At 75.0% G+C, this 18,031-nt stretch carries 15 protein-coding genes; 7 read left to right on the top strand and 8 right to left on the bottom strand.

Going from position 1 to position 18,031, the window contains the following annotated elements; all coding sequences use genetic code 11:
• Nucleotides 1–23: 23 nt before the first annotated feature.
• Entirely contained in the window at nucleotides 24–425 is a 402-nt protein-coding gene (locus BS73_RS04355) for a hypothetical protein (RefSeq protein WP_037569865.1), read from the bottom strand.
• Between the two features lie 305 nt (nucleotides 426–730).
• The gene (locus BS73_RS04365; RefSeq protein WP_051939418.1) at nucleotides 731–2,689 is read right to left on the bottom strand and encodes a hypothetical protein; all 1,959 of its coding nucleotides are present in this window, start codon (nucleotides 2,687–2,689) and stop codon (nucleotides 731–733) included.
• Nucleotides 2,690–2,841: 152 nt separating this feature from the next.
• On the opposite strand from BS73_RS04365, the gene BS73_RS04370 reads away from it, so the two are divergent.
• Nucleotides 2,842–3,072, top strand: coding sequence for a hypothetical protein (locus BS73_RS04370; protein ID WP_037569869.1), 231 nt, complete (start codon nucleotides 2,842–2,844; stop codon nucleotides 3,070–3,072).
• A 58-nt stretch (nucleotides 3,073–3,130) separates the two neighbouring features.
• Here the strand turns inward: BS73_RS04370 and BS73_RS04375 are convergent, their stop codons facing one another.
• From BS73_RS04375 to BS73_RS04385, 3 genes are all read right to left on the bottom strand, one after another.
• Nucleotides 3,131–3,526: a hypothetical protein gene (locus BS73_RS04375; RefSeq protein ID WP_152617518.1), complete on the bottom strand. Its 396-nt coding sequence runs from the start codon at nucleotides 3,524–3,526 to the stop codon at nucleotides 3,131–3,133.
• Between the two features lie 318 nt (nucleotides 3,527–3,844).
• A complete protein-coding gene (locus BS73_RS04380) occupies nucleotides 3,845–5,398 on the bottom strand; it encodes an SDR family oxidoreductase (protein WP_051939422.1) in 1,554 nt (517 codons plus the stop codon).
• Nucleotides 5,399–5,546: 148 nt separating this feature from the next.
• Entirely contained in the window at nucleotides 5,547–8,204 is a 2,658-nt protein-coding gene (locus tag BS73_RS04385; RefSeq protein ID WP_084703790.1) for a SpoIIE family protein phosphatase, read from the bottom strand.
• Between the two features lie 348 nt (nucleotides 8,205–8,552).
• On the opposite strand from BS73_RS04385, the gene BS73_RS04390 reads away from it, so the two are divergent.
• The 5 genes from BS73_RS04390 to BS73_RS04410 all read left to right on the top strand — a co-directional run bounded on the left by BS73_RS04390 (nucleotide 8,553) and on the right by BS73_RS04410 (nucleotide 12,340).
• A complete protein-coding gene (locus BS73_RS04390) occupies nucleotides 8,553–9,182 on the top strand; it encodes a DUF1707 SHOCT-like domain-containing protein (RefSeq protein WP_037569870.1) in 630 nt (209 codons plus the stop codon).
• 90 nt (nucleotides 9,183–9,272) lie between these two features.
• Entirely contained in the window at nucleotides 9,273–9,596 is a 324-nt protein-coding gene (locus tag BS73_RS04395) for a DMT family transporter (protein WP_037569872.1), read from the top strand.
• A 220-nt stretch (nucleotides 9,597–9,816) separates the two neighbouring features.
• Nucleotides 9,817–11,433 carry a phytoene desaturase family protein gene (locus BS73_RS04400; protein ID WP_051939424.1) on the top strand — a complete coding sequence of 539 codons (1,617 nt, stop codon included), beginning with the start codon at nucleotides 9,817–9,819 and terminating at the stop codon, nucleotides 11,431–11,433.
• Between the two features lie 119 nt (nucleotides 11,434–11,552).
• The gene (locus BS73_RS34395) at nucleotides 11,553–11,948 is read left to right on the top strand and encodes a hypothetical protein (RefSeq protein WP_051939425.1); all 396 of its coding nucleotides are present in this window, start codon (nucleotides 11,553–11,555) and stop codon (nucleotides 11,946–11,948) included.
• A 23-nt stretch (nucleotides 11,949–11,971) separates the two neighbouring features.
• The gene (locus BS73_RS04410; protein ID WP_037569874.1) at nucleotides 11,972–12,340 is read left to right on the top strand and encodes a bleomycin resistance protein; all 369 of its coding nucleotides are present in this window, start codon (nucleotides 11,972–11,974) and stop codon (nucleotides 12,338–12,340) included.
• A gap of 21 nt (nucleotides 12,341–12,361) precedes the next feature.
• Here the strand turns inward: BS73_RS04410 and BS73_RS04415 are convergent, their stop codons facing one another.
• Entirely contained in the window at nucleotides 12,362–12,712 is a 351-nt protein-coding gene (locus BS73_RS04415; RefSeq protein ID WP_037569876.1) for a hypothetical protein, read from the bottom strand.
• A gap of 168 nt (nucleotides 12,713–12,880) precedes the next feature.
• On the opposite strand from BS73_RS04415, the gene BS73_RS04420 reads away from it, so the two are divergent.
• Nucleotides 12,881–13,486 (top strand): TetR/AcrR family transcriptional regulator, encoded by a 606-nt coding sequence (locus tag BS73_RS04420; protein WP_037569878.1) that lies wholly within the window; start codon nucleotides 12,881–12,883, stop codon nucleotides 13,484–13,486.
• A 7-nt stretch (nucleotides 13,487–13,493) separates the two neighbouring features.
• On the opposite strand, the gene BS73_RS04425 is transcribed toward BS73_RS04420, so the two are convergent.
• Both BS73_RS04425 and BS73_RS04430 read right to left on the bottom strand, forming a co-directional pair.
• A complete protein-coding gene (locus BS73_RS04425; RefSeq protein WP_037569880.1) occupies nucleotides 13,494–14,615 on the bottom strand; it encodes a baeRF2 domain-containing protein in 1,122 nt (373 codons plus the stop codon).
• 99 nt (nucleotides 14,616–14,714) lie between these two features.
• A complete protein-coding gene (locus tag BS73_RS04430) occupies nucleotides 14,715–17,834 on the bottom strand; it encodes a DUF7507 domain-containing protein (RefSeq protein ID WP_161789644.1) in 3,120 nt (1,039 codons plus the stop codon).
• Between the last annotated feature and the right edge of the window lie 197 nt (nucleotides 17,835–18,031).

Genomic DNA, 18,031 nt, shown 5'->3' on the forward strand with positions numbered 1-18,031 from the left:
GGTGACCGGTGTGCTCACGGACGCTATTCGGCCGGTCCGGGGCGTTCGGATGCACCACGGCGGGGGCGGAGCGCCAGTCCGAGGACGGAGAGCGACCCCCAGCCGACCGAGACCGCGACGGCCATCATCCGCCGGCGCCGGCCGGGCAGGGTGGCGCCCAACATGACCGCGTCACCGAGGTCGGCGGCGATCCGCACGGCGCACGCCGTGGCCAGCGCCGGCCCCGCCGGTGCGAGCACCATGGCGGCGCCGCTGGCCGCGTCCCGCCAGCCGACCGGCCGCAGCGCGACCGAGGTGCCCTCCGGCACGCCCCCCGCCTCGTCGGCCAGGCCCGACGGGCGGGCCAGCAGCTCCGGTCTCAGCGCGACCGCGATCCCGTACAGCGACGTGGCGGCGCCGATCGCCCGCAAGACTCCGATACGCATCCCCGCATCATCCTCCCTGAGCGGCTCACCGGTGGTTCGGCGCGGCGCGTACGGCGGATTGCCGGCGGGTCGGGCGATGGGCGGGGCAGGGGTCCGGCTCGTCGAACAGTGCCAGGACGCAGTCCGGGCAGTCGCCGAGGATCACCCGCCGCACCCGGGCGGCGTACCGGCGGCACTGCGGGCAGTCGCCTTCTCCTTCTCCGGCCGGGACGGCGGGGCGCCGGGCAGGGCGTCGGGCAAGGCGCCGGGCGCCGGGTTCGTCGGAGCCATCTGCGGCCTTCCGTCCAGTGCTGGGTGGGCAGGGTTCACCGCGGGCCGCCGGCCGGCGGCAGGGGCGTGATCCACTCCCCCGTGTCGAGCCGGGCGACGAGCCGGTACGGGCCCGGGGCCGCCGCCCTGAGGGCGACGGCGTGGCCGGCGCCCGGGGCACCGGAGTAGCTGACGGCGCCGCTCAGCTGGAGGGACGCCAGGTGCCGACTGCCCGCGGCGAGGAGGTAGTGGACGCCCGCGGGCGAGCTCCACCAGGTGGCGGCGACGGTGTACTGCTGGAAGCGGCTGCAGGCGCGCCCCTCCTGCTCGGCCGCGGTGATCCGGGCGGGGGCGCCGCTGCCCGGCGCCGGGCCCAGGAAGGCCGTCCAGGCGCTGCCGGTGCCGTCCCAGCGGTCCGCCCGGGCGCACACCCACTGGGCCTGGCCGGCGTTCTCCGGCAGCTGCTGGCCGGCGAAGTCCCAGGCGTTGACGGCCTTGACCCCACTGCCGCGCAGCGACCGGAGGGAGCAGCCGAGATGCGACCACAGCTCCAGGGCGTCACTGCCGGTCGCCTCCCGCGGATAGTTCGCCGGGCCGTGCTGCGGCGGCGGCAGATAGGTGAGGTGGGCCGGGACCATCCCGCCGAGGTCGGTGAGGAGGAAGGCGTGGTGCTCGGCGATCACCGGCGAGGAGCGCAGCTGCAGGACGGGCAGCGAGCGGCAGCCACCGGTGGGCGCCGGCAGCGCCGCTGTGAGGCCCTGGTCGGCGGCGACGTCCCGGCTCGGGCTGTCCGGCGCCAGGAGGTCGCGCTGCTGGACGGTGGCGACCCAGGGCGCGAGGAGGAAGCGATCGCCCGAGGGGCCGCGCGAGAGGATGACGGCGCCGGCGGTGGTGACGTCGGACTGGTCCGCGCGGGCGATCTCCAGCCGCGGTGTGGCGTCCGCGGTCACGGCGTACCGGACGAGGCGGCTCCCGTCGTACAGGAGGACCAGGCCGGTGCCGTCCACCTCGCCCGCGAAGAGCAGTTGGGGCCGCTGCTCGGGCGGGCCGGCCCAGGCGCCCGGGTCGATGTCTCGGCGTACCGGCCCCTCGCCCGACCAGGCCCGCAAGGCCCGGTCGATCAGCGCCGCGTCGCCGGTGCGGTCGCCGCGCGCGGGCCAAGCGCTGAAGTCGATGCGGGCGGTGTGCCGCCACAGGTCCGGGGCGGCCCGCAGGACCGTGGTCGGCACTGCGGCGTCGCCGGACACGGCGGAGACGGCCGGGCGCCCGGCTCCGGCCCCCAGGCCGAAGGCCAGCAGCGCGGCGGCGACGGCCCCGGCCGCCGCCGGGACCATGACAGCGCGCCGGCGACGGGTCGGGATGTCGCTGGAGCGGGCGCGCAGGGTGCAGGGGTCGAACTCGGTCGAGCGCGCGGCGACCTCGGCGGTGGCACTGACGGCCGGCTCCGCCACCGCTGCCAGGGCGGCCACCACCTCCTCGTGGCCGAGACCCAGCTCGACGAGGACCGCCCCGGCCTCGTCGGCGCCCAGCCCCTCGACGTGGCGCAGCCCGTAGGCGACCCGGGCCGGGGCGTCCAGCGCGCCCAGCAGCTCCTCCAGGGCCAGTTCGGGTGAGCCGCCCGGCGGCGGGAAGACCCGCATCCCCCACACCCTCGGCAGTGACCAGGGGCGGCGGCGCGGCTCGGCCAGCACGGTCAGCAGCGTCCGGCGCCGCAACTCGTGGTAGATCTCCTGGTGTTCGGCCGCGCGCTCCCCCGCGGTGGCGGGGGGCCGCTCCTTCGACCGCTCCGGCGTCCGGGGGCCCGCGCCCAGCGGCAGGGCGTGCTGCACGGCGTGGTGCGCCCGCAGGACGCGCCGGTGGCGCTCCATCCCGACCGGCAGCGCGAGATAGGCCAGCCGCGTCAGCCGCGGGTAGCAGGCCAGGAGGACGTCCTCGGCGGCGGCCCGCTCCACCCGCCGCCGACCGGAGCGCCCGCCGAGCAACGCGGATCCGTGCCGCAGACCGGTGATCCCCATGACCCCCACTCACCCTCCGCTGTTCACCCGTTCGGAGCACTTTCACGGGGTCAACGACGGATCGCCGCGATGGTCACTGCCGCGGTGCCGCGGCGCGCGCGAGGGGCGCGGCCTCCGGGCGGGGGCGCCGGGGGCGGGGTAGGTTCCGCGGCATGGACAAGGATTCGCCGGGAGCCCCGGAGACCACCACCTGCGAGCTGGACCCGGTCACCTGGGACGCGCTGGTGTCCGCGATGCAGCGGCATGGCGTGGCCGCCGAGGTGGTCGCCAAGGTCTGCCACGACGCTCTGGAAGAGATCAACACGACGCCGGTCGCCGAGCGGGACCGGCGGCTCGCCGAGGCCGACGCCTACTTCGCACGGCGGCAGGCCGGGCTGCTCTGAGCCCGCGGCCGCTCCGACCCGGCGGTCGCTCCGGGCCCGCGGCCGCCCGGGCCGCCGCTCAGGCCAGGAGGGACAGGCCCAGGTACGGCAGCGGGATCAGCAGCATCCCGAGCAGCCACGGGCGGAGCCGCCGGCCGCGGCCGCGCGGCAGGACGACGTCCACCAGCAGGACCAGCCCGAGCAGCAGACATCCGGTGAGCGCCAGCAGCAGCATCATCGGCCCCGCGTGGTCGAGGGTGGTGTGGTCGCAGTCGGCCAGACCGGGGCGGACCACGTCACGTGGGCTGCGGCAGTCCATCGGCAGGTACTCGGTGATCAGCCAGCGCGCGGCCCACAGCGGCACCACCGCCGGGATCCCGAGCAGCAGGTTGACCGGCACCGGCCCCACCGGCGCCCGCCCATGGGCGGTGCTCCCCCGCCCCTCCTCCGCCACCACGCCTCGCCCCTCCCACACGTCCCGCACGATTCGCGGAGTGGGACGGCCACGACGGGCCGGCGGTTGCGCGACGCAGCGGACCGCCTCGGCGGGCCCCACGGGGGAAGGGCACCGGCCGAGGCGGTCACCGATTCAACTACCGGGCCCCGCCGCAGAGTTCCCGGGGGCGGCCGGCGGGCCCGCAGATGACTCTCGCGGCCGCGGGCCCACCGTTGTGTCCCCACACCCGGACAGGATCGTTCGCCCGCGGGCGCTCCGGCAATGCCGGTCCGGGCGGTTCAGAGGAAACCCTGAGGCAGGAGGGGCCGTCGGCCGCCGGGAGCCGGCGCGCGGTCATCAGCCTGGCCGGTCGCCGTCCCGGCCCCGGGCCCGGCCCCGACGCGGTGCGGGTTCGACGCGCCCCGCGGCCCTGGCGATGTTGCGGGCCATGCCGCCGAAGACCGCGGAGTGGAAGGGGGCGACGCTCCACCAGTAGGCGTGCCCGAAGAGCCCGCGCGGATGGAACACCGCCCGCTGCCGGTAGACCGAGCCGTCCGGGCCTGCGGCCTCGGCGCGCATCTCCAGCCAGGCCAGACCCGGCAGCCGCATCTCGGCGCGCAGCCGCAGCAGCCGGCCGGGCTCGATCTCCTCGACCCGCCAGAAGTCCAGCGAGTCCCCGACCCGCAGATGCTGCGCGTCGCGGCGTCCCCGGCGCAGCCCCACCCCGCCGACCAGCCGGTCCAGCCAGCCGCGCACCGCCCAGGCGAGCGGGAAGGAGTACCAGCCGTGCTCTCCGCCGATCCCCTCGATCACCCGCCACAGCCGCTCGCCGGGGGCGGCCACCGCCTGCTCCCGGCAGTCGGTGTACAGGCTGCCGCCGGCCCAGTCGGGGTCGGTCGGCAGCGGGTCGCTGGGGGCGCCCGGGGTCGCCGCCGAGGACCAGCGGGTGGCCACCTGGGCGTCCCGCACCCGCTGCAGCGCCAGCCCGAGCGCCCGATCGAAGCCGAGCGGCCGGTCCGGACCGTCGGGCAGGTACCGGGCGATGTCGTGCTCGTCGCAGACCACCTCGTGCCGCAGGGACTCGGTGAGCGGCCGGGCCACGGCCCGGGGCACCGGGGTGACCAGCCCCACCCAGTGGCTGGACAGCCGGGGCGTCAGCATCGGGACGGGGAGGATGAGCCGGGGGCGGAGCCCGGCGGAGGCCGCGTACCGCGTCATCATCTCCCGGTAGGTGAGGACGTCCGGGCCGCCGACGTCGAAGGCCCGGTTCACCTCCTCGGGGATCCCGGCGCAGCCGACCAGGTAGCGGAGGACGTCCCGGACGGCGATCGGCTGGATCCGGGTGTGCACCCAGCTGGGGGTGACCATCACGGGGAGCCGCTCGGTGAGGTAGCGGAGCATCTCGAAGGAGGCCGATCCGGAGCCGATGATGACCGCCGCGCGCAGCACCACGGCGGGCACCGGGCCTGCCAGCAGGATGCGGCCCACCTCCGCGCGGGACCGCAGATGACGGGAGAGCTCCGCCTCCTCCTCGCCCTTGGGGAGCAGTCCGCCCAGGTAGACGATCCGGCGGAGGCCCGCGGCGGCGGCCTCCTCGGCGAAGGTCCGGGCCGCCTCGCGGTCTGTCCGCTCGAAGCCGGAACCCGAGGAGAGCGAGTGGACCAGGTAGTAGGCGGTGTCCACGCCGGCGAAGGCGCGGCGGAGTGCCGCCGGGTCGGTGACGTCCCCGCCGGCCACCTCGACGCGGTCCGCCCAGGGGTGGTCGCGCAGCTTCCCGGGCGTACGGGCCAGGCAGCGGACCCTGTACCCGGCCGCCAGCAGCTCGGGAACCAGGCGCCCGCCGATATAGCCGGTGGCGCCGGTCACCAGCGTTGTGCGGCCGTCCGTGCGCTGTTCCTCGGTGGTGGTCATGGCCCGCCTCCCGTGCCGTGCCTGCGGTGTCCCCTGGTTGTTTCCGCGGAACCGGGGCCTGCGGATGCGAACGGCGGCCGAAGGGACGGCCCTGTGGGAGACCGCCGGCCGGCCCAGGCCGGCGCGGGCCGACATGGGTCAGCACGGGTCAGGGCGGCCCCGGCCGGTCCGGCGGGGAAGGGCGGAGGGCGAGGAGGGCGATGTCGTCGTCGCTTTCCGCGCCCAGCCGGATGATCAGTTCGTCGCAGAGCGTGTCGAGGGGCGCTCCGCCCAGTTCGGCGGCGTACGCGCGCAGCCGGGCCAGGCCCCGGTCGAGGGACTCGCCCCGGCGTTCGATCAGGCCGTCGGTGTAGAGGAGGACGGTGGCGTGGGCGGGCAGCGGGTCGCAGGCGGTGGCCCGCCGGCGTTCCGGGTCCATGCCGATCAGCAGGCCGGCGCCGTCTTCGAGGTAGCGGGTCTTGCCCTCGGCGGTGATCAGCAGCGGCGGCGGGTGGCCCGCCGAGGCGTGCTCAAGCCGCCACGGGCCGCCCTCCGGTCCCTTGATCAGGCAGTAGACGCAGGTCGCCGTGGCGTCCGGGGAGAGGGTGCGACTGGCCAGGTCCAGGCGGCGGAGCACCTCCCCCGGGGGCTCCTGGCGGTCGACGGCGATGCCGCGCAGCATGTTGCGCAGGGTGCTCATGGCGACGGCGGCCTTCAGGTCGTGGCCGGAGACGTCGCCGATCACCAGGACGGTGTTGCCGTTGGGCAGGACGAACGCGTCGTACCAGTCGCCGCCCACCTTGGCGGTGGTGCTGGAGGGGGCGTAGCGGGCGACCAGGCGGAGGTGGTCGGGCTGGGGCAGGTCGGGCAGCAGGACGTGCTGGAGCTGCTCGGCGGTGTTGTGGACCTCGGTGTTCAGCCGGGCGTGGTCCACGCCCAGCGCGATGCCCCGGGCCAGTTCGGTGATCAGCGGCAGGTCCTGCTTGGTGAACGGATGCTCCCCGCTCACCCGGGCCAGCGTCAGCGCGCCGAGGACCTCCCGGCCGGCCCGCAGCGGGGCCAGCACGGCGCTGTGCGCGCCCAGCCTGTCGAACAGCTCCAGCTGGCGCTGGTTGAGGGCACTGTTGGCCACCTCCGGCGGGGGGATGTCGGTGCACAGCAGCGGGCCCGCGCCGCGCAGCACCCGGGGCAGCGGGCCGCGCGCCCCCTCGGACACCGGCGGCAGCGCGCCGGTGAAGGCGCGTGGATCGAGGGCGGTGGGCTCGCGGTGGACCACGCAGACCCGTTCCACCTGGCCCTGCTCGTCCAGCAGGTCCACCACGCACCAGTCGGCCAGCTGCTGGGCCAGGATCCGGCACGCCCGGCGCAGTCCCTCCTCCAGGTTGGGGGCGCTGTTCAGGGCGCTCTGGGTGTCGGCAAGCAGCGGCAGCCGCTCCACCGCCCGCCCACCCGCCGGACCGCCGGTCGGCTCGCCGGCGGCCTGCCGGGCCGTCCCGGGGAGGCTGAGGGCGTGCGGGACGTCGGGCACCCGCATGGCCGCGTACCGGTGCTCCGCGGGCGGGCTGACCTGGGTGGTGCGGGGCGCGAGTTGGGCGACGAACATGGTGCGGCCGTCGGCCGACTCCTGGGTCTGGATGTCCAGGCGGACCGGGATGTGCCGGCCGTCGCGGTGGAGCGCGGGCAGCGGGATCGAGCGACCCAGGAGCCGCGGCCGGCCGGTGAGCAGCAGGGAGGCGAACGCGGCCCGGTGCCGCCGGCGCAGGTGCTCGGGGATCACCACGGTCAGCGGGCGGCCGACGAGCTCCTCCGGCCGCCAGCCCAGCAGCTCCGCCGCGGGTTCGTTGACCGCGATGATCCGGTTCCAGTCGTCGGCGGCGATCATCGGGACCCGGCTCTCGTGGAGGGCCGCGTCCTCCCACGAGGACAGCTCGAGCGGCCGGGCCCCGGGCTCGCCGGTCACCAGCGTCCAGGCGGTCGGCGGGCCGCCCGCCAGCTGGTCGGCGAGCTGGTCGAGCAGCCAGCGGCGCAGCGCCCGGATCTGCGGCAGGGCGGGGAGGGTGAGGAGGGACGCGTGCTGGGCGGCGGCCTCGGCCCGTTCCAGCACCCGGTGGAGGGTGCGGACCTGGACCGCGGCCTCCACGGGGAAGGTCACCATCAGGGAGAGGGTGTCCGGGGGGCGGGGCTCCCCCTCCAGTGCGGTGGTCATGCAGGCGCCGACCATGTTGCTGGTGTCGTGGGCGACGGCGACCTCCTCCGGGCCCACACCGAGCCGCTCGCCGACCGACGGGGCCAGGGTGAGCTCACGGATCAGGGCCTCCCAGTGCTGCTGCGTCGCGACGTACAGCGCGTAGGGCAGGTCGATCAGCGCCACCGTGGCCGTGTCGCCCCGGCAGGACTCGGTGGTCCAGGCGGAGGGCGGCGGCCTGACGGACGCCTCGGGGCGCCTCATCTCGCACCACACCGTCTTGCGGTCGCCGTCGGCCTCCACACCGTGGCGAAAGGCCAGCTCCTCCACCACGGCCAGCCCCCATTCGGTGGAGGAGTACGGGTGGCGCGCCAGCGGCGGGACCACCGGCCGGTCCGGGCGGTGGTCGGCGACTCGCACCCGCACCGCGTCCCCGTCGGCCTGGACCTCCACCTCCAGCTCCGTGCGGGCGTGCAGCGCTCCGTTCGTCACCAGCTCGCTGACCAGCAGCTCCGCGTCGGCCACCGTCTCGGGATCGGCGTCGCCGAGCACCGACCGCACGAAGCGCCGCGCCAGCCGGACGCTCTCCGGCTGCGGCGGAAACCGCCGGTACCGCGCCCCCGACGCCCTGGAACCGACCATGACGGGCGTATATACCCTGGCCGTCCTTCAAAACGGGCCGGATCACGGGCGCCGGGCGTGCCGGCGGTGCACCGCCGGGCAGCCGGGGCCCTCGGGGTGCTGGGCCGGGAAAGCCGGCGCCGGGTTCGTCCGGCGGGGCTTCCTGGTCGCCGCCGGAGCGACCGCGGCCGCCGTCCACCCGGACCTCGACCCGTGCGATGTCACGGTGGAGCCGGCCGGCGGCTCACCGCGGTGGCCACCGACCCCGTACTGCTGCTCCCGGTGGGCACCTGACGCCCCGTCGGACTCGTCAGGCAGGCGCCGCGAAGGTCGGTCGCGGCAGGCCGAAGGCTGTTTATCCTCTTCGGCATGAGCGATGCCGAGCCCGTTCGCAGGAGATCCGCACAGCCGCCGGCCGACCGTCGGGCCGAAGCCGGGCTCAGGGCCGCCCACGCCGACCGGGAGGCCGTCGCCGAGCGGCTGCGGGAGGCCGCCGGGGACGGGCGGCTGACCATGGAGGAGTTCGAGGAACGGCTGGAGCGCGCGCTCACCGCGAAGACCTACGGCGAGCTCGAACCGCTGGTCGCGGACCTCCCGGAGACCGCGACCGCACCGCGCCGGCCGGAGGACCGGCCGCTGGTCCTCCGCACCGGGGCCAGCAACCTGCGGCAGGACGGCTACTGGCGGGTGCCCTCGCGCATCGACGCCACGGTGGGCATGGGCAACATCCGGATCGACTTCACCCGCGCCGACTGCCCGCACCGCGAGGTCGTCCTCAAGGTGAAGGTGGGGATGGGCAACATCGTGGTCCTGGTGCCGCGCGGCTGGGAGGTCCGCAGCGAGGGGACGGTGACCGGGATGGGCAATGTGGTCAACCGGGTGCGCGAGCGGCCCGATCCCGGTGCCCCGGTACTGCGGCTGACCGGCCGGGTGCTGATGGGCAATGTGAAGGTGCGGCATCCCAGCCGCTTCGAGGTCTGGTGGCAGCGCCACGGTTGACCCCGCGGCTGAACCGGCCGGGCCGACCGGCCCCTCCCCGCCGTGAGCCGTTCGCGGTGGAATGGCAGAGGGAGGGAACGGAGGCCTGCCATGGCCTGGTTCTTGGTCGTGCTGGCCGGTCTGTTCGAGACCGGCTTCGCCGTGCTGCTCAAGCAGAGCAACAGCTTCTCCCGGCCGTGGCCCACCGCCGGCTTCGCGGCCTGCGCGCTGATCAGCTTCGGGTTGCTGACCCTCGCCCTGCGGCATCTGGAGGTCGGTCCGGCGTACGCCGCCTGGACGGGCATCGGGGCGGCCGGGGCCGCGCTGGTCGGCATCTGGCTGCTGGCGGAGTCCGCCTCGCCGGTCAAGCTCCTCGCGATCGCCCTCATCCTGACCGGGGTCGTCCTCCTCTATCTCGGGGGCGTCACGCCGTGAGCGGACCGACCGGCCGGGCGTCGGCTCGGCTGTCCGGCTGCCATGCTGCTCGGCGGGTATTGCCCGGAGATCGCTCCGATGTTAGAAAGTGCCGGTGACCAGGATCCCCGAACCGCACTGGCAGACCGGGCTGTAGCCGGCCCGCTTCCCGCTGAGGGAAGCGCGTGCGCCGTTCCCCGTCCGTACCGCCTCGCCGTGCGTCAGATCCCGGAGATCACCGATGTCCCCGTCCTCCCCCCATGCCCAGCCCGCCCGGCCCTCCCGGCCCTCCCGCGCCTCCTACGACGCGGTGATCGTGGGCGGTGGCCACAACGGCCTGGTGGCCGCCGCGTACCTGGCCCGCGCCGGGCGCAGTGTCCTGGTCCTGGAGCGGCAGGACCACACCGGCGGCGCGGCCGTCTCGGCCCAGGCCTTCGCGGGGCTGGACGCCCGGCTCTCCCGCTACTCGTACCTGGTCAGCCTGCTGCCGGACACCATCGTCGAGGATCTCGGCCTGCGGTTCCGTACGCAGCGGCGCCGGATCGCCTCGTACACCCCCGCCGTGGTGGACGGCCGGGCGACCGGCCTGCTGGTGGGCGCCGACGAGGCGGGCACCCGTCGGTCCTTCCGCGAACTCACCGGCTCGGACCGGGAGTTCGACGCCTGGCAGCGCTTCTACGGGATGATCCAGCGGGTCGCCGCCCGGATCGCCCCCACCCTCACCGGACCGCTGCCGGGGCGGGCCGAGCTGGAGCGGATCGTCGACGACCGGGAGGCCTGGGAGGCGCTCTTCCAGCGACCGCTCGGCGAGGCCGTCGAGGCGCGCTTCTCGCACGACCTGGTGCGGGGCGTGGTCCTGACCGATGCGCTGATCGGCACCTTCACCCACGCCCACGACGAGTCGCTGCGGCAGAACCGCTGCTTCCTCTACCACGTGATCGGCAACGGCACCGGGGAGTGGAACGTCCCGGTCGGCGGGATGGGCGCGCTCACCGGCGCGCTGGCCGAGGCCGCGCGGGCGGCGGGCGCCGAGATCCTGGTGGGCCACGAGGTGGCGGGGATCGCCACCGACGGCGCCGCCGCCGAGGTGCGCTACCGCGCTCAGGACGGTGACGAGCGGGTGGTGGGCGCGGCCTCGGTGCTGGCGAACGTCGCCCCGAGCACCCTCGCCCGGCTGCTGGGCGAGGAGCCGCACCCGGACCGGCCGGCTCCGGAGGGGGCGCAGCTGAAGGTCAACATGCTGCTGCGCCGCCTGCCGCGCCTGCGCGACCGGGCGGTCGACCCCCGGGACGCCTTCGCCGGCACCTTCCATATCGCCGAGTCCTACCAGCAGTTGGAGGCCGCCTACCGGGAGGCAGCGGCGGGCCGGATCCCGGGGACGGCGCCGTCCGAGATCTACTGCCATTCGCTCACCGATCCGTCGATCCTCGGACCGGACCTGGTGGCGAAGGGGTACCACACCCTCACCCTCTTCGGACTGCACATGCCCGCCCGGCTCTTCGCGGGCCGGGAGGGACGGGAGGCCGACTCGGCGCGCGAGGAGGCGCTGCGCGCCGCCCTGGCCCCGCTGGACGCCTGCCTGGAGGAGCCGATCGCGGACTGCCTGGCGCTGGACGCCGACGGCCGCCCCTGCATCGAGGCGAAGACCCCGCTGGACCTGGAGGCCGCTCTCGGCCTGCCCGCCGGCCACATCTTCCACCGCGACCTCTCCTTTCCCTACGGCGGCGAGGGGAGTGGCCGCTGGGGTGTGGAGACCGCCCACCCGAACGTCCTGCTGTGCGGCGCGGGCGCGATCCGGGGCGGCGGGGTGAGCGGCATCCCCGGCCACAACGCGGCCATGGCACTCCTCGGCCGCTGAGCGGGCGAGCGTACGGCGTACGGCGCGGGGGGCAGGGCGGGCGGCGCGCGGGCCGCGGTGATTCGAACGGGTGACCCTGCGGCGTGGGGAGCTGCGCGCAGGGGCGCCGGGTCGCTTCGATGACGGGGAGCCGTTCCTTCGCCGTCCCGGAGCATCCGATGCAGCGTCAACTCCGTCCCCGCCCTCGCCTCCGCCCCCGCACCGCCCTGGCGGCGGCCGGCCTGGCCCTGACCGCCTGGATCGTTCTGGCCGCGCAGGCCGCTCCATCGCACGCGGCCGCGCTGTGCGGGTTCGTGCGCACCTCGCACGCGGCGTACTGGGAGAACTGCACCGGCGGCCCGCAGCATGTGCTCCAGCAGCGCTCCGACGGCAGCCGGTCTCCCGAGTGCGACGCCGCCGGGGAGACCTGGCTGGGACCCGCCGACGCCGTGTCCGACGCCTCGACGACCGGGCCCTGCGCGCCCGGCGAGCCGGTCTCCGGCGGGGGCCCTCTGGACTCCTTCGAACAGGGCTGAGCCCCGGCTGCCAGACTGACGCCATGTCAGGAATCGACTTCACCAGCGTCTCCCCCGTCGTCCCCGTTCGGGACCTCGACGCCGCCCTGGACCGGTACCGGCGGCTGGGCTTCGCGGCCAACGCCTACCAGGGCCCGGAGCGCTACGGCTTCGTCGAGCGGGACGCGGTCGCGCTCCACCTCACCGAATGGGCGGAGCACGACCCGCTCCGCACCGGCTCGGTGGTCTACCTCTATGTGACCGACGCGGACGCCGTGTACGCCGAGTGGACCGCCGCCGGCGTCGACGGGCGTTTCTCCGCACCCGCCGACACCCCCTACGGCCTGCGGGAGTTCGCCTACGTCGACACCGACGGCACGGCCCATCGGGTCGGTTCGCCCGCACCCGCCTGAGCCGGCCCGGGGCGGCTGCTCCTAGCCGGTCTCGGCGGACAGGCCCCGGGTCGCGTCCCTGGCCGACTCGAGGGCCTCGGCCATCATCTGGGCCAGGGCGCTGGCCTCGCCCAGGGCGTGGCTGGAGGTGACGACCAACTCGGTGGGGTGCCCCTCTGCGGCCGTCAACTGGCCGGCCTGGTCGAAGGAGAGCAGGAAGGCGTTCACCAGGTGGAGGGCGTGCGGCAGGCGCTGGGCCATCTCCGTCAGCGAGCACAGCACCGCGTAGGCGTGCTCGGGCCGGGACCAGTCTCCGGTGCCGTCGATGGCCCGATAGCTCAGCCGCCGGATCGCCTCACTCGCGGCGTCCGCCGCCTCCTGCGGTTCGCGCACCGGCGGTCTCCTGACGTGTTCGTGGCTCAACCGTTTTGTATGTTCCCGGATCTGTGGTCCAGTCCAACAGCGTCTCCGCAGATCATTGACGAGGTGTTGGCGGAAACTTTTAGAAGCTCGGTTTTCGCTGGCCGCCAGCACCCCGCCCGGCGCTCTAGGGTGTGGCGCATGCCAGCACGCGGGCCCTACCGGAAGGGCGAAGCCAAGCGAGCCGAAATCCTTCGAACAGCGCTTGAGGTGTTCGCCAACGAGGGCTACCCCGGCACCTCGCTGAGCAAGGTGGCCGCCCGCTGCAACCTGAGCCTGCCGGGCCTGCTCCACTACTTCGCCTCCAAGGAGGACCTCCTCACCGAGGTGCTCAGAGCCAGCGACCGGGCCGCGCTCGCCCGCTTCCCCGACCACTGGATCACCGAGCACGCGGTCGAGGCGATGCGCGCCGACGGCGGTACGCCCGGCCTGGTCGCGCTGTTCCTCGCGATGGCCGCGAGCGCGGGCGACCCCGACCACCCCGCCCACTCCTTCTTCCCGCCGCGCTACGAGCGGCTGCGCGAGGCGGCCCGCCGCCATCTGCGGGCCGGCCAGGAGGCGGGCGAGGTCCGCTCCGACCTCTCGGCCGAGCAGTTGGCGACGCTGATGATCGCGGTGGCGGACGGCTCACAGCTGCAGTGGCTCGCCGACCCCTCCCTCGACAGGGGCGAGATCCTCGCCGCGTTCGTCCGCCTCGTCCGCCTCGACCGCCGCCCCGCCGACGAGAGCGCGGGGTGCGGGCCCTAGCGGGTGGTCAGCCGGCGTACCGGAGGATGGCCGCACAGCCGTCCTGGGCCACAGCGGCGGCGCCGTCAGCGGCGTCCGGCAGGAGTTCGCCGAAGGTGGCACCGGTGAGCACCGCGGCCCGCAGCAGGAGATCGGCGGCGGGCGCGGTGAAGGCGTCCTCGGCGTGCTCCCCCAGCGCCTCGCGGGCGGTGCCCACCATCCGCGGGTCCGCGAAGGTGCCCCACAGCAGCGGGTCCAGGTCGCGATCCGCGCTGAGCATCAGCGCGCTCACCCCGCCCCGCGCGAAGGCCTCGCAGACCTGGGTGATGCCCTGAACGGCCAGCCCCTGCCCGAGCGCCTGGCGGTACTCGTCCATCGCGCGCAGATGGCTCGCCCGGGACTCCTCGGCCAGCGCCCGGTCCACCGACGCCCGCAGCGAGGACTCGGCGTCGCCGCCGCCCCGCCCGCCGGCCACCTCCACCATCCGCACCGGGAGGGAGACCCGCTCGAAGGCGAGGCGGAGGACGCCCACGGCCTTGGGGTCGCCGCCGACGAGGACCAGTCGCGCGCCGACCTCCTCCGCCGCCTCGGCGATCTCGGCCGCGACACCGGCCGCGTTCTCGCTCCAGACGTTCTTGGCCCGGCGGTGGTAGGAGGCCATCGAGTTGCCCCCGGCCCGCACCCGGGTGAGATGCAGGGTGCTCCCGTCGTAGGTACGGCTGGTGGCCGGGTCGAAGGCGCCCGCCGGATAGGCGTCGATGTCCCCGCCCGCGCGGTCCAGCGCCACCACGACGTAGGGCTCCTGGTGGTCGAGGTCGAGGACGGTGTCCAGCGGGTCCGCCACCGCGCCGAGGGCGACCCGGCTGGCGGCCGGCGGGACGGAGAGGGTGAACGCGCCCAGCAGCCTGCCCTCGGCGGCGAACAGCGACTCGCCCTGCGGCCCCACCACGTGCGGGGAGCCGCCGACCGCCTCGTCGAGGACGGCCAGCGTCTCCGCGTCCACCCCCTTCTCCCCCAGGACACCGCGCAGCTCACGCCAGGTCACCTCCAGGCGCTTGTCGGCGTCCTGGTCCTCCCGACTGGTGTCCAGATGCACCGATGCCACCGTGGCCTCCCCGGCGTACAGCGGCCGCAGCAGGTCGAGTTCCATGGGTGCCTCCAGAGGCCTTCGGGGACTGGCCCGTCCACGTTAGGCAGGGGGACGGGCGAAGTGCCTCGCCCGGCTACTCCCCCGGGGCCGCTTCGGCCCTCATGTCCTTCGCCTCCGGGCGGCGGTGGCGCTGACGACGCCCGCGGCCGCGAGCACGGCGCCGGCCTCGGCGGCCAGGACGACCCAGGCGCCGGCGCCGGAGCCGGTGGCGGCCAGCGCGCCGGTGTGCGGCCGGGCCGCGGCTCCCGGGACGGCGACCTCCGCGGTGGACCGGGCCGCGGTGCCCGGGCGGGCACCGGGCGGAACGGTCCCGGTGGCCGTCGCGATGTTCTCGAAGCCGCCGCTCCGGATGTCCTCCGCGGTGACCGTGTAGACCGCAGTGCAGCTGACGGCCTCTCCTGGGGCCAGCCGCTCGGCACCGGCCGGGCAGGAGATCCCCGAGAGGGTGCCGGTACCGCCGAAGTGGAGCTCCTCCGGTCGGACGTCGGTGACCGTGACGTTGCCGGTGTTGGTGATGGTGAAGTGGTAGACCACCCGCTGCCCGGCCGCCGAGACCGTGGAAGGCTCCACGGTCTTGTCCAGCGCGAGCCGCCACAGCTGCGGGATCACCACCTGCGCCGAGGAGGGCCCGGACGCGGTGCCGGTGCCGTCCGGCGCGGTGCCGACCGCCTCGGCCGTGTTGTCGACGGCTCCGCGGTCGACGTCCGCCTGGGTCGCCGTGTACCGCGCCGTGCAGGTCAGGCTCTCCCCCGGGTCCAGGGTGCGGTGGGGGCAGTCGACGGTGGGCGGCGGACCGCCGGAGAAGGCGGTCTCCCGCACGGCCACCGAGTCCAGCGGTACGGCGCCGGTGTTGGTCACCCGGAAGGTGTACTCGACCTGCTCCCCGGCCGCCGTCAGCCGCGTCGGGCTCGCGCTCTTCGCCAGTTCCAGCGTGGCCGGCTCGGAGCCGGCCAGGGCCTCGGCGGAGGCGCTCGGCACCGGGGCGCCCTGCGGATCGGTCCCCTCGGCGGTGATCGTGTCATGGATGGTCCGCCGGTCCAGGTCGCCCTGCTGGACGCGGTAGGTCCCGGTGCAGGTGATCTCCGCGCCGGGGGCCAGCGCGGAGGTGTCGCCGACGCAGTGGACGGCGGGGGCGCCGCCGGAGGCGGTGGTGTCGTCGCTGATCCGCACACCGTGGACGGTGGTGTTGCCGGTGTTGACCACGTGGAAGGTGTACCGCAGGAGACCGCCCACCGCGCTGTACATGGTCGGGGCGACGATCTTGGTGGCGGTCAGCTCGGGCGTGCGCATCGCCTCGACGACCGCCGAGTCCGGGGCGCTGGCGACCGGCCCGGAGTCGAAGTCGCCGGTGGCCTCGGCGGTGTTGTGGACCGCCCCCGAGTCGATGTCGGCCTGGGTCACCGTGTAGCTCGCGGTGCAGTCCACCGCCTGCCCCGGCGCCAGGGTGGTCTCCGGACAGTGGACGACCGGTGCGGTGCCGGAGCCCGTGAAGGCGGTCTCCGCGACCGCGACGCCGGTGACGGTGACGTTGCCGGTGTTGGTGACCCGGTAGGTGTACTCGACGGTGTCGCCGTGGCGCTCCACGGCGTCCGGATCGGGGGACTTGTCGAGTCGCAGCGCCGGGTCCGGGGTGACGTCCGTGGAGGTGCTGTCCACCGCGGTGACCGGTCCGCGGCTGGGCGCCGTCCCGGAGGCGGTGGCGGTGTTGGTGACCCCGCCGGCGTCGACGTCGGCCTGGGTGAGGGTGTAGGTCGCCCGGCAGAGCATCTGCTCGCCGGGCGCCAGCGAAGCGGTCACGGGGCAGTCGACGGCCGGGGGCGTGCCGGTGCCGCTGAAGGCGAGGTCCTGGACGGTGACATCGGTCAGCGGCACATTGCCGGTGTTGGTCACCACGAAGGTGTAGTCGACGGTGGCGCCGGCGTGCTGGCCGTCCGGCTCGCTGGCGGTCTTCACCAGCGTCAGGTCGGGCACGGGGGTGCCGGTGTTCGTCACCGTGCACACCAGGTCCTCGCCGGCGTCCGGGGGGATCGACACCGTCCACACCTGGCCCCTGGCCCCCACTCTGTGCACCGTCACTCCCCCCGTACAGCTCAGCGAGGTCGGGTAGGCGCCCGCGGCGGAGGGAGAGCCGGCGGCGAGGTTGTCGGTGATCCCGTAGCTCCCGCCCGGGGTGACGGGCCAGCGCTGGGTGCTGGCGGTGGTCTCGCTGCCGGTGGTGGTGGCCGAGGTGATCGGCGTGCCGTCCGCGTGGTTCAGGCCGACGGTGAACTGGTCATCGGGCTGCAGGCGTTCTCCCGTGAGCTGCTTGACCACCCGCAGCGTGACGGTCCGGTCGTCGTAGCAGCGGGCGCCGTCGGTGTAGGCGGCGGTGGACGTGGTGGAGAGGAGGTCCGCCCGCATGGTCTGCGGGTCGATCCGGTACACCCGGCCGGTCGCGGAGTCCGCGACGAACAGGAAGCCGCTGGCGTCGGACCAGGAGGCGCCGTAGGTGCCCACCGGCAGCCCGCTGACCGTGCCCATGTTGGACAGCACCGTCGTGGCCCCGAAGTCGAAGCGGACCAGTGTCTGACCGGTTCCGTTGCTGAGCGGCGCCACCCCGAACATGCCGGTGCCGACGCCCGGTTGGGAGAGGTAGGACCAGTCGCCGGGGTAGACCGAGGTACCCAGCGCCGGGCTGACCTGGCCGGTGCGTAGCAGTGTCGCGGTGGGCGCGCTGCCCCCGGAGAAGGCGAGCTCGATCCACCGGCCCTCGGTCGACATCTGCCAGAGATGGCCGGACTGGTCGAAGTCGCCGACCCGGTAGTTGTCGTTCGGCATGCCGGGCGGGCGGGAGATGTGGTTGAGCGAGAGGTCGCCGTTGAGCCGCACCAGCGCACTCGTCGTGCGGCTCCAGCCGTACACGTAGTCGTCCTGGGTGTTGTAGCCCAGGCCGTCCAGCGAGCCGGCAGCGGGGCCGGCCGCCCAGGTCTGTCCGGTCGCCTTGTCCAGGTGCTCCACCGCGGTGTTGGTGCCGTCGCTGCGGAACAGCAAGCTCGCCTGCTGGCAGCTCCACGGCGGTTCGGCCCGCGGCGCCGGTGCCGCGGCGGCGCCCGGAGCGGCCATCGAGGGCAGCAGCACGGCGGCGAGGAGAGCGACCAGGACGGTCAGGCTCCCCCAGAGGAGCCGCCCGCCCGCTCGCTGCTGGGACCCGGATCCGAACGCACGAGTTCCTTGATGCACCACTCTCCCGGGGGTTGCCGCCGCCCCTCGGTACCGGGGCTCTTCCTCGGCTTCCGACAGTAGGGAGGACATCCACCGATACGTCATATTGTGTCCGCGTGTCGCGGCCGCGGACCCGGAATGCCCGTCCGGCCGTCACCCGTCCGGACCGAGCCGCCAGGACGGGAGCGGCGAGCGCGAGAAGGATCGCAGCATGC

Source organism: Phaeacidiphilus oryzae TH49, from assembly GCF_000744815.1.
GTDB classification, from domain to species: domain Bacteria; phylum Actinomycetota; class Actinomycetes; order Streptomycetales; family Streptomycetaceae; genus Phaeacidiphilus; species Phaeacidiphilus oryzae.

Excerpts from the sequence above, each read along its gene's own strand:
- BS73_RS04355 (WP_037569865.1), bottom strand. The coding sequence starts at position 425 with ATGCGTATCGGAGTCTTGCGGGCGATCGGCGCCGCCACGTCGCTGTAC.
- BS73_RS04420 (WP_037569878.1), top strand. The coding sequence starts at position 12,881 with ATGCCAGCACGCGGGCCCTACCGGAAGGGCGAAGCCAAGCGAGCCGAA.
- BS73_RS04395 (WP_037569872.1), top strand. The coding sequence starts at position 9,273 with ATGGCCTGGTTCTTGGTCGTGCTGGCCGGTCTGTTCGAGACCGGCTTC.
- BS73_RS34395 (WP_051939425.1), top strand. The coding sequence starts at position 11,553 with ATGACGGGGAGCCGTTCCTTCGCCGTCCCGGAGCATCCGATGCAGCGT.
- BS73_RS04380 (WP_051939422.1), bottom strand. The coding sequence starts at position 5,398 with ATGACCACCACCGAGGAACAGCGCACGGACGGCCGCACAACGCTGGTG.
- BS73_RS04400 (WP_051939424.1), top strand. The coding sequence starts at position 9,817 with ATGTCCCCGTCCTCCCCCCATGCCCAGCCCGCCCGGCCCTCCCGGCCC.
- BS73_RS04410 (WP_037569874.1), top strand. The coding sequence starts at position 11,972 with ATGTCAGGAATCGACTTCACCAGCGTCTCCCCCGTCGTCCCCGTTCGG.
- BS73_RS04365 (WP_051939418.1), bottom strand. The coding sequence starts at position 2,689 with ATGGGGATCACCGGTCTGCGGCACGGATCCGCGTTGCTCGGCGGGCGC.
- BS73_RS04385 (WP_084703790.1), bottom strand. The coding sequence starts at position 8,204 with ATGGTCGGTTCCAGGGCGTCGGGGGCGCGGTACCGGCGGTTTCCGCCG.
- BS73_RS04425 (WP_037569880.1), bottom strand. The coding sequence starts at position 14,615 with ATGGAACTCGACCTGCTGCGGCCGCTGTACGCCGGGGAGGCCACGGTG.
- BS73_RS04370 (WP_037569869.1), top strand. The coding sequence starts at position 2,842 with ATGGACAAGGATTCGCCGGGAGCCCCGGAGACCACCACCTGCGAGCTG.
- BS73_RS04390 (WP_037569870.1), top strand. The coding sequence starts at position 8,553 with ATGAGCGATGCCGAGCCCGTTCGCAGGAGATCCGCACAGCCGCCGGCC.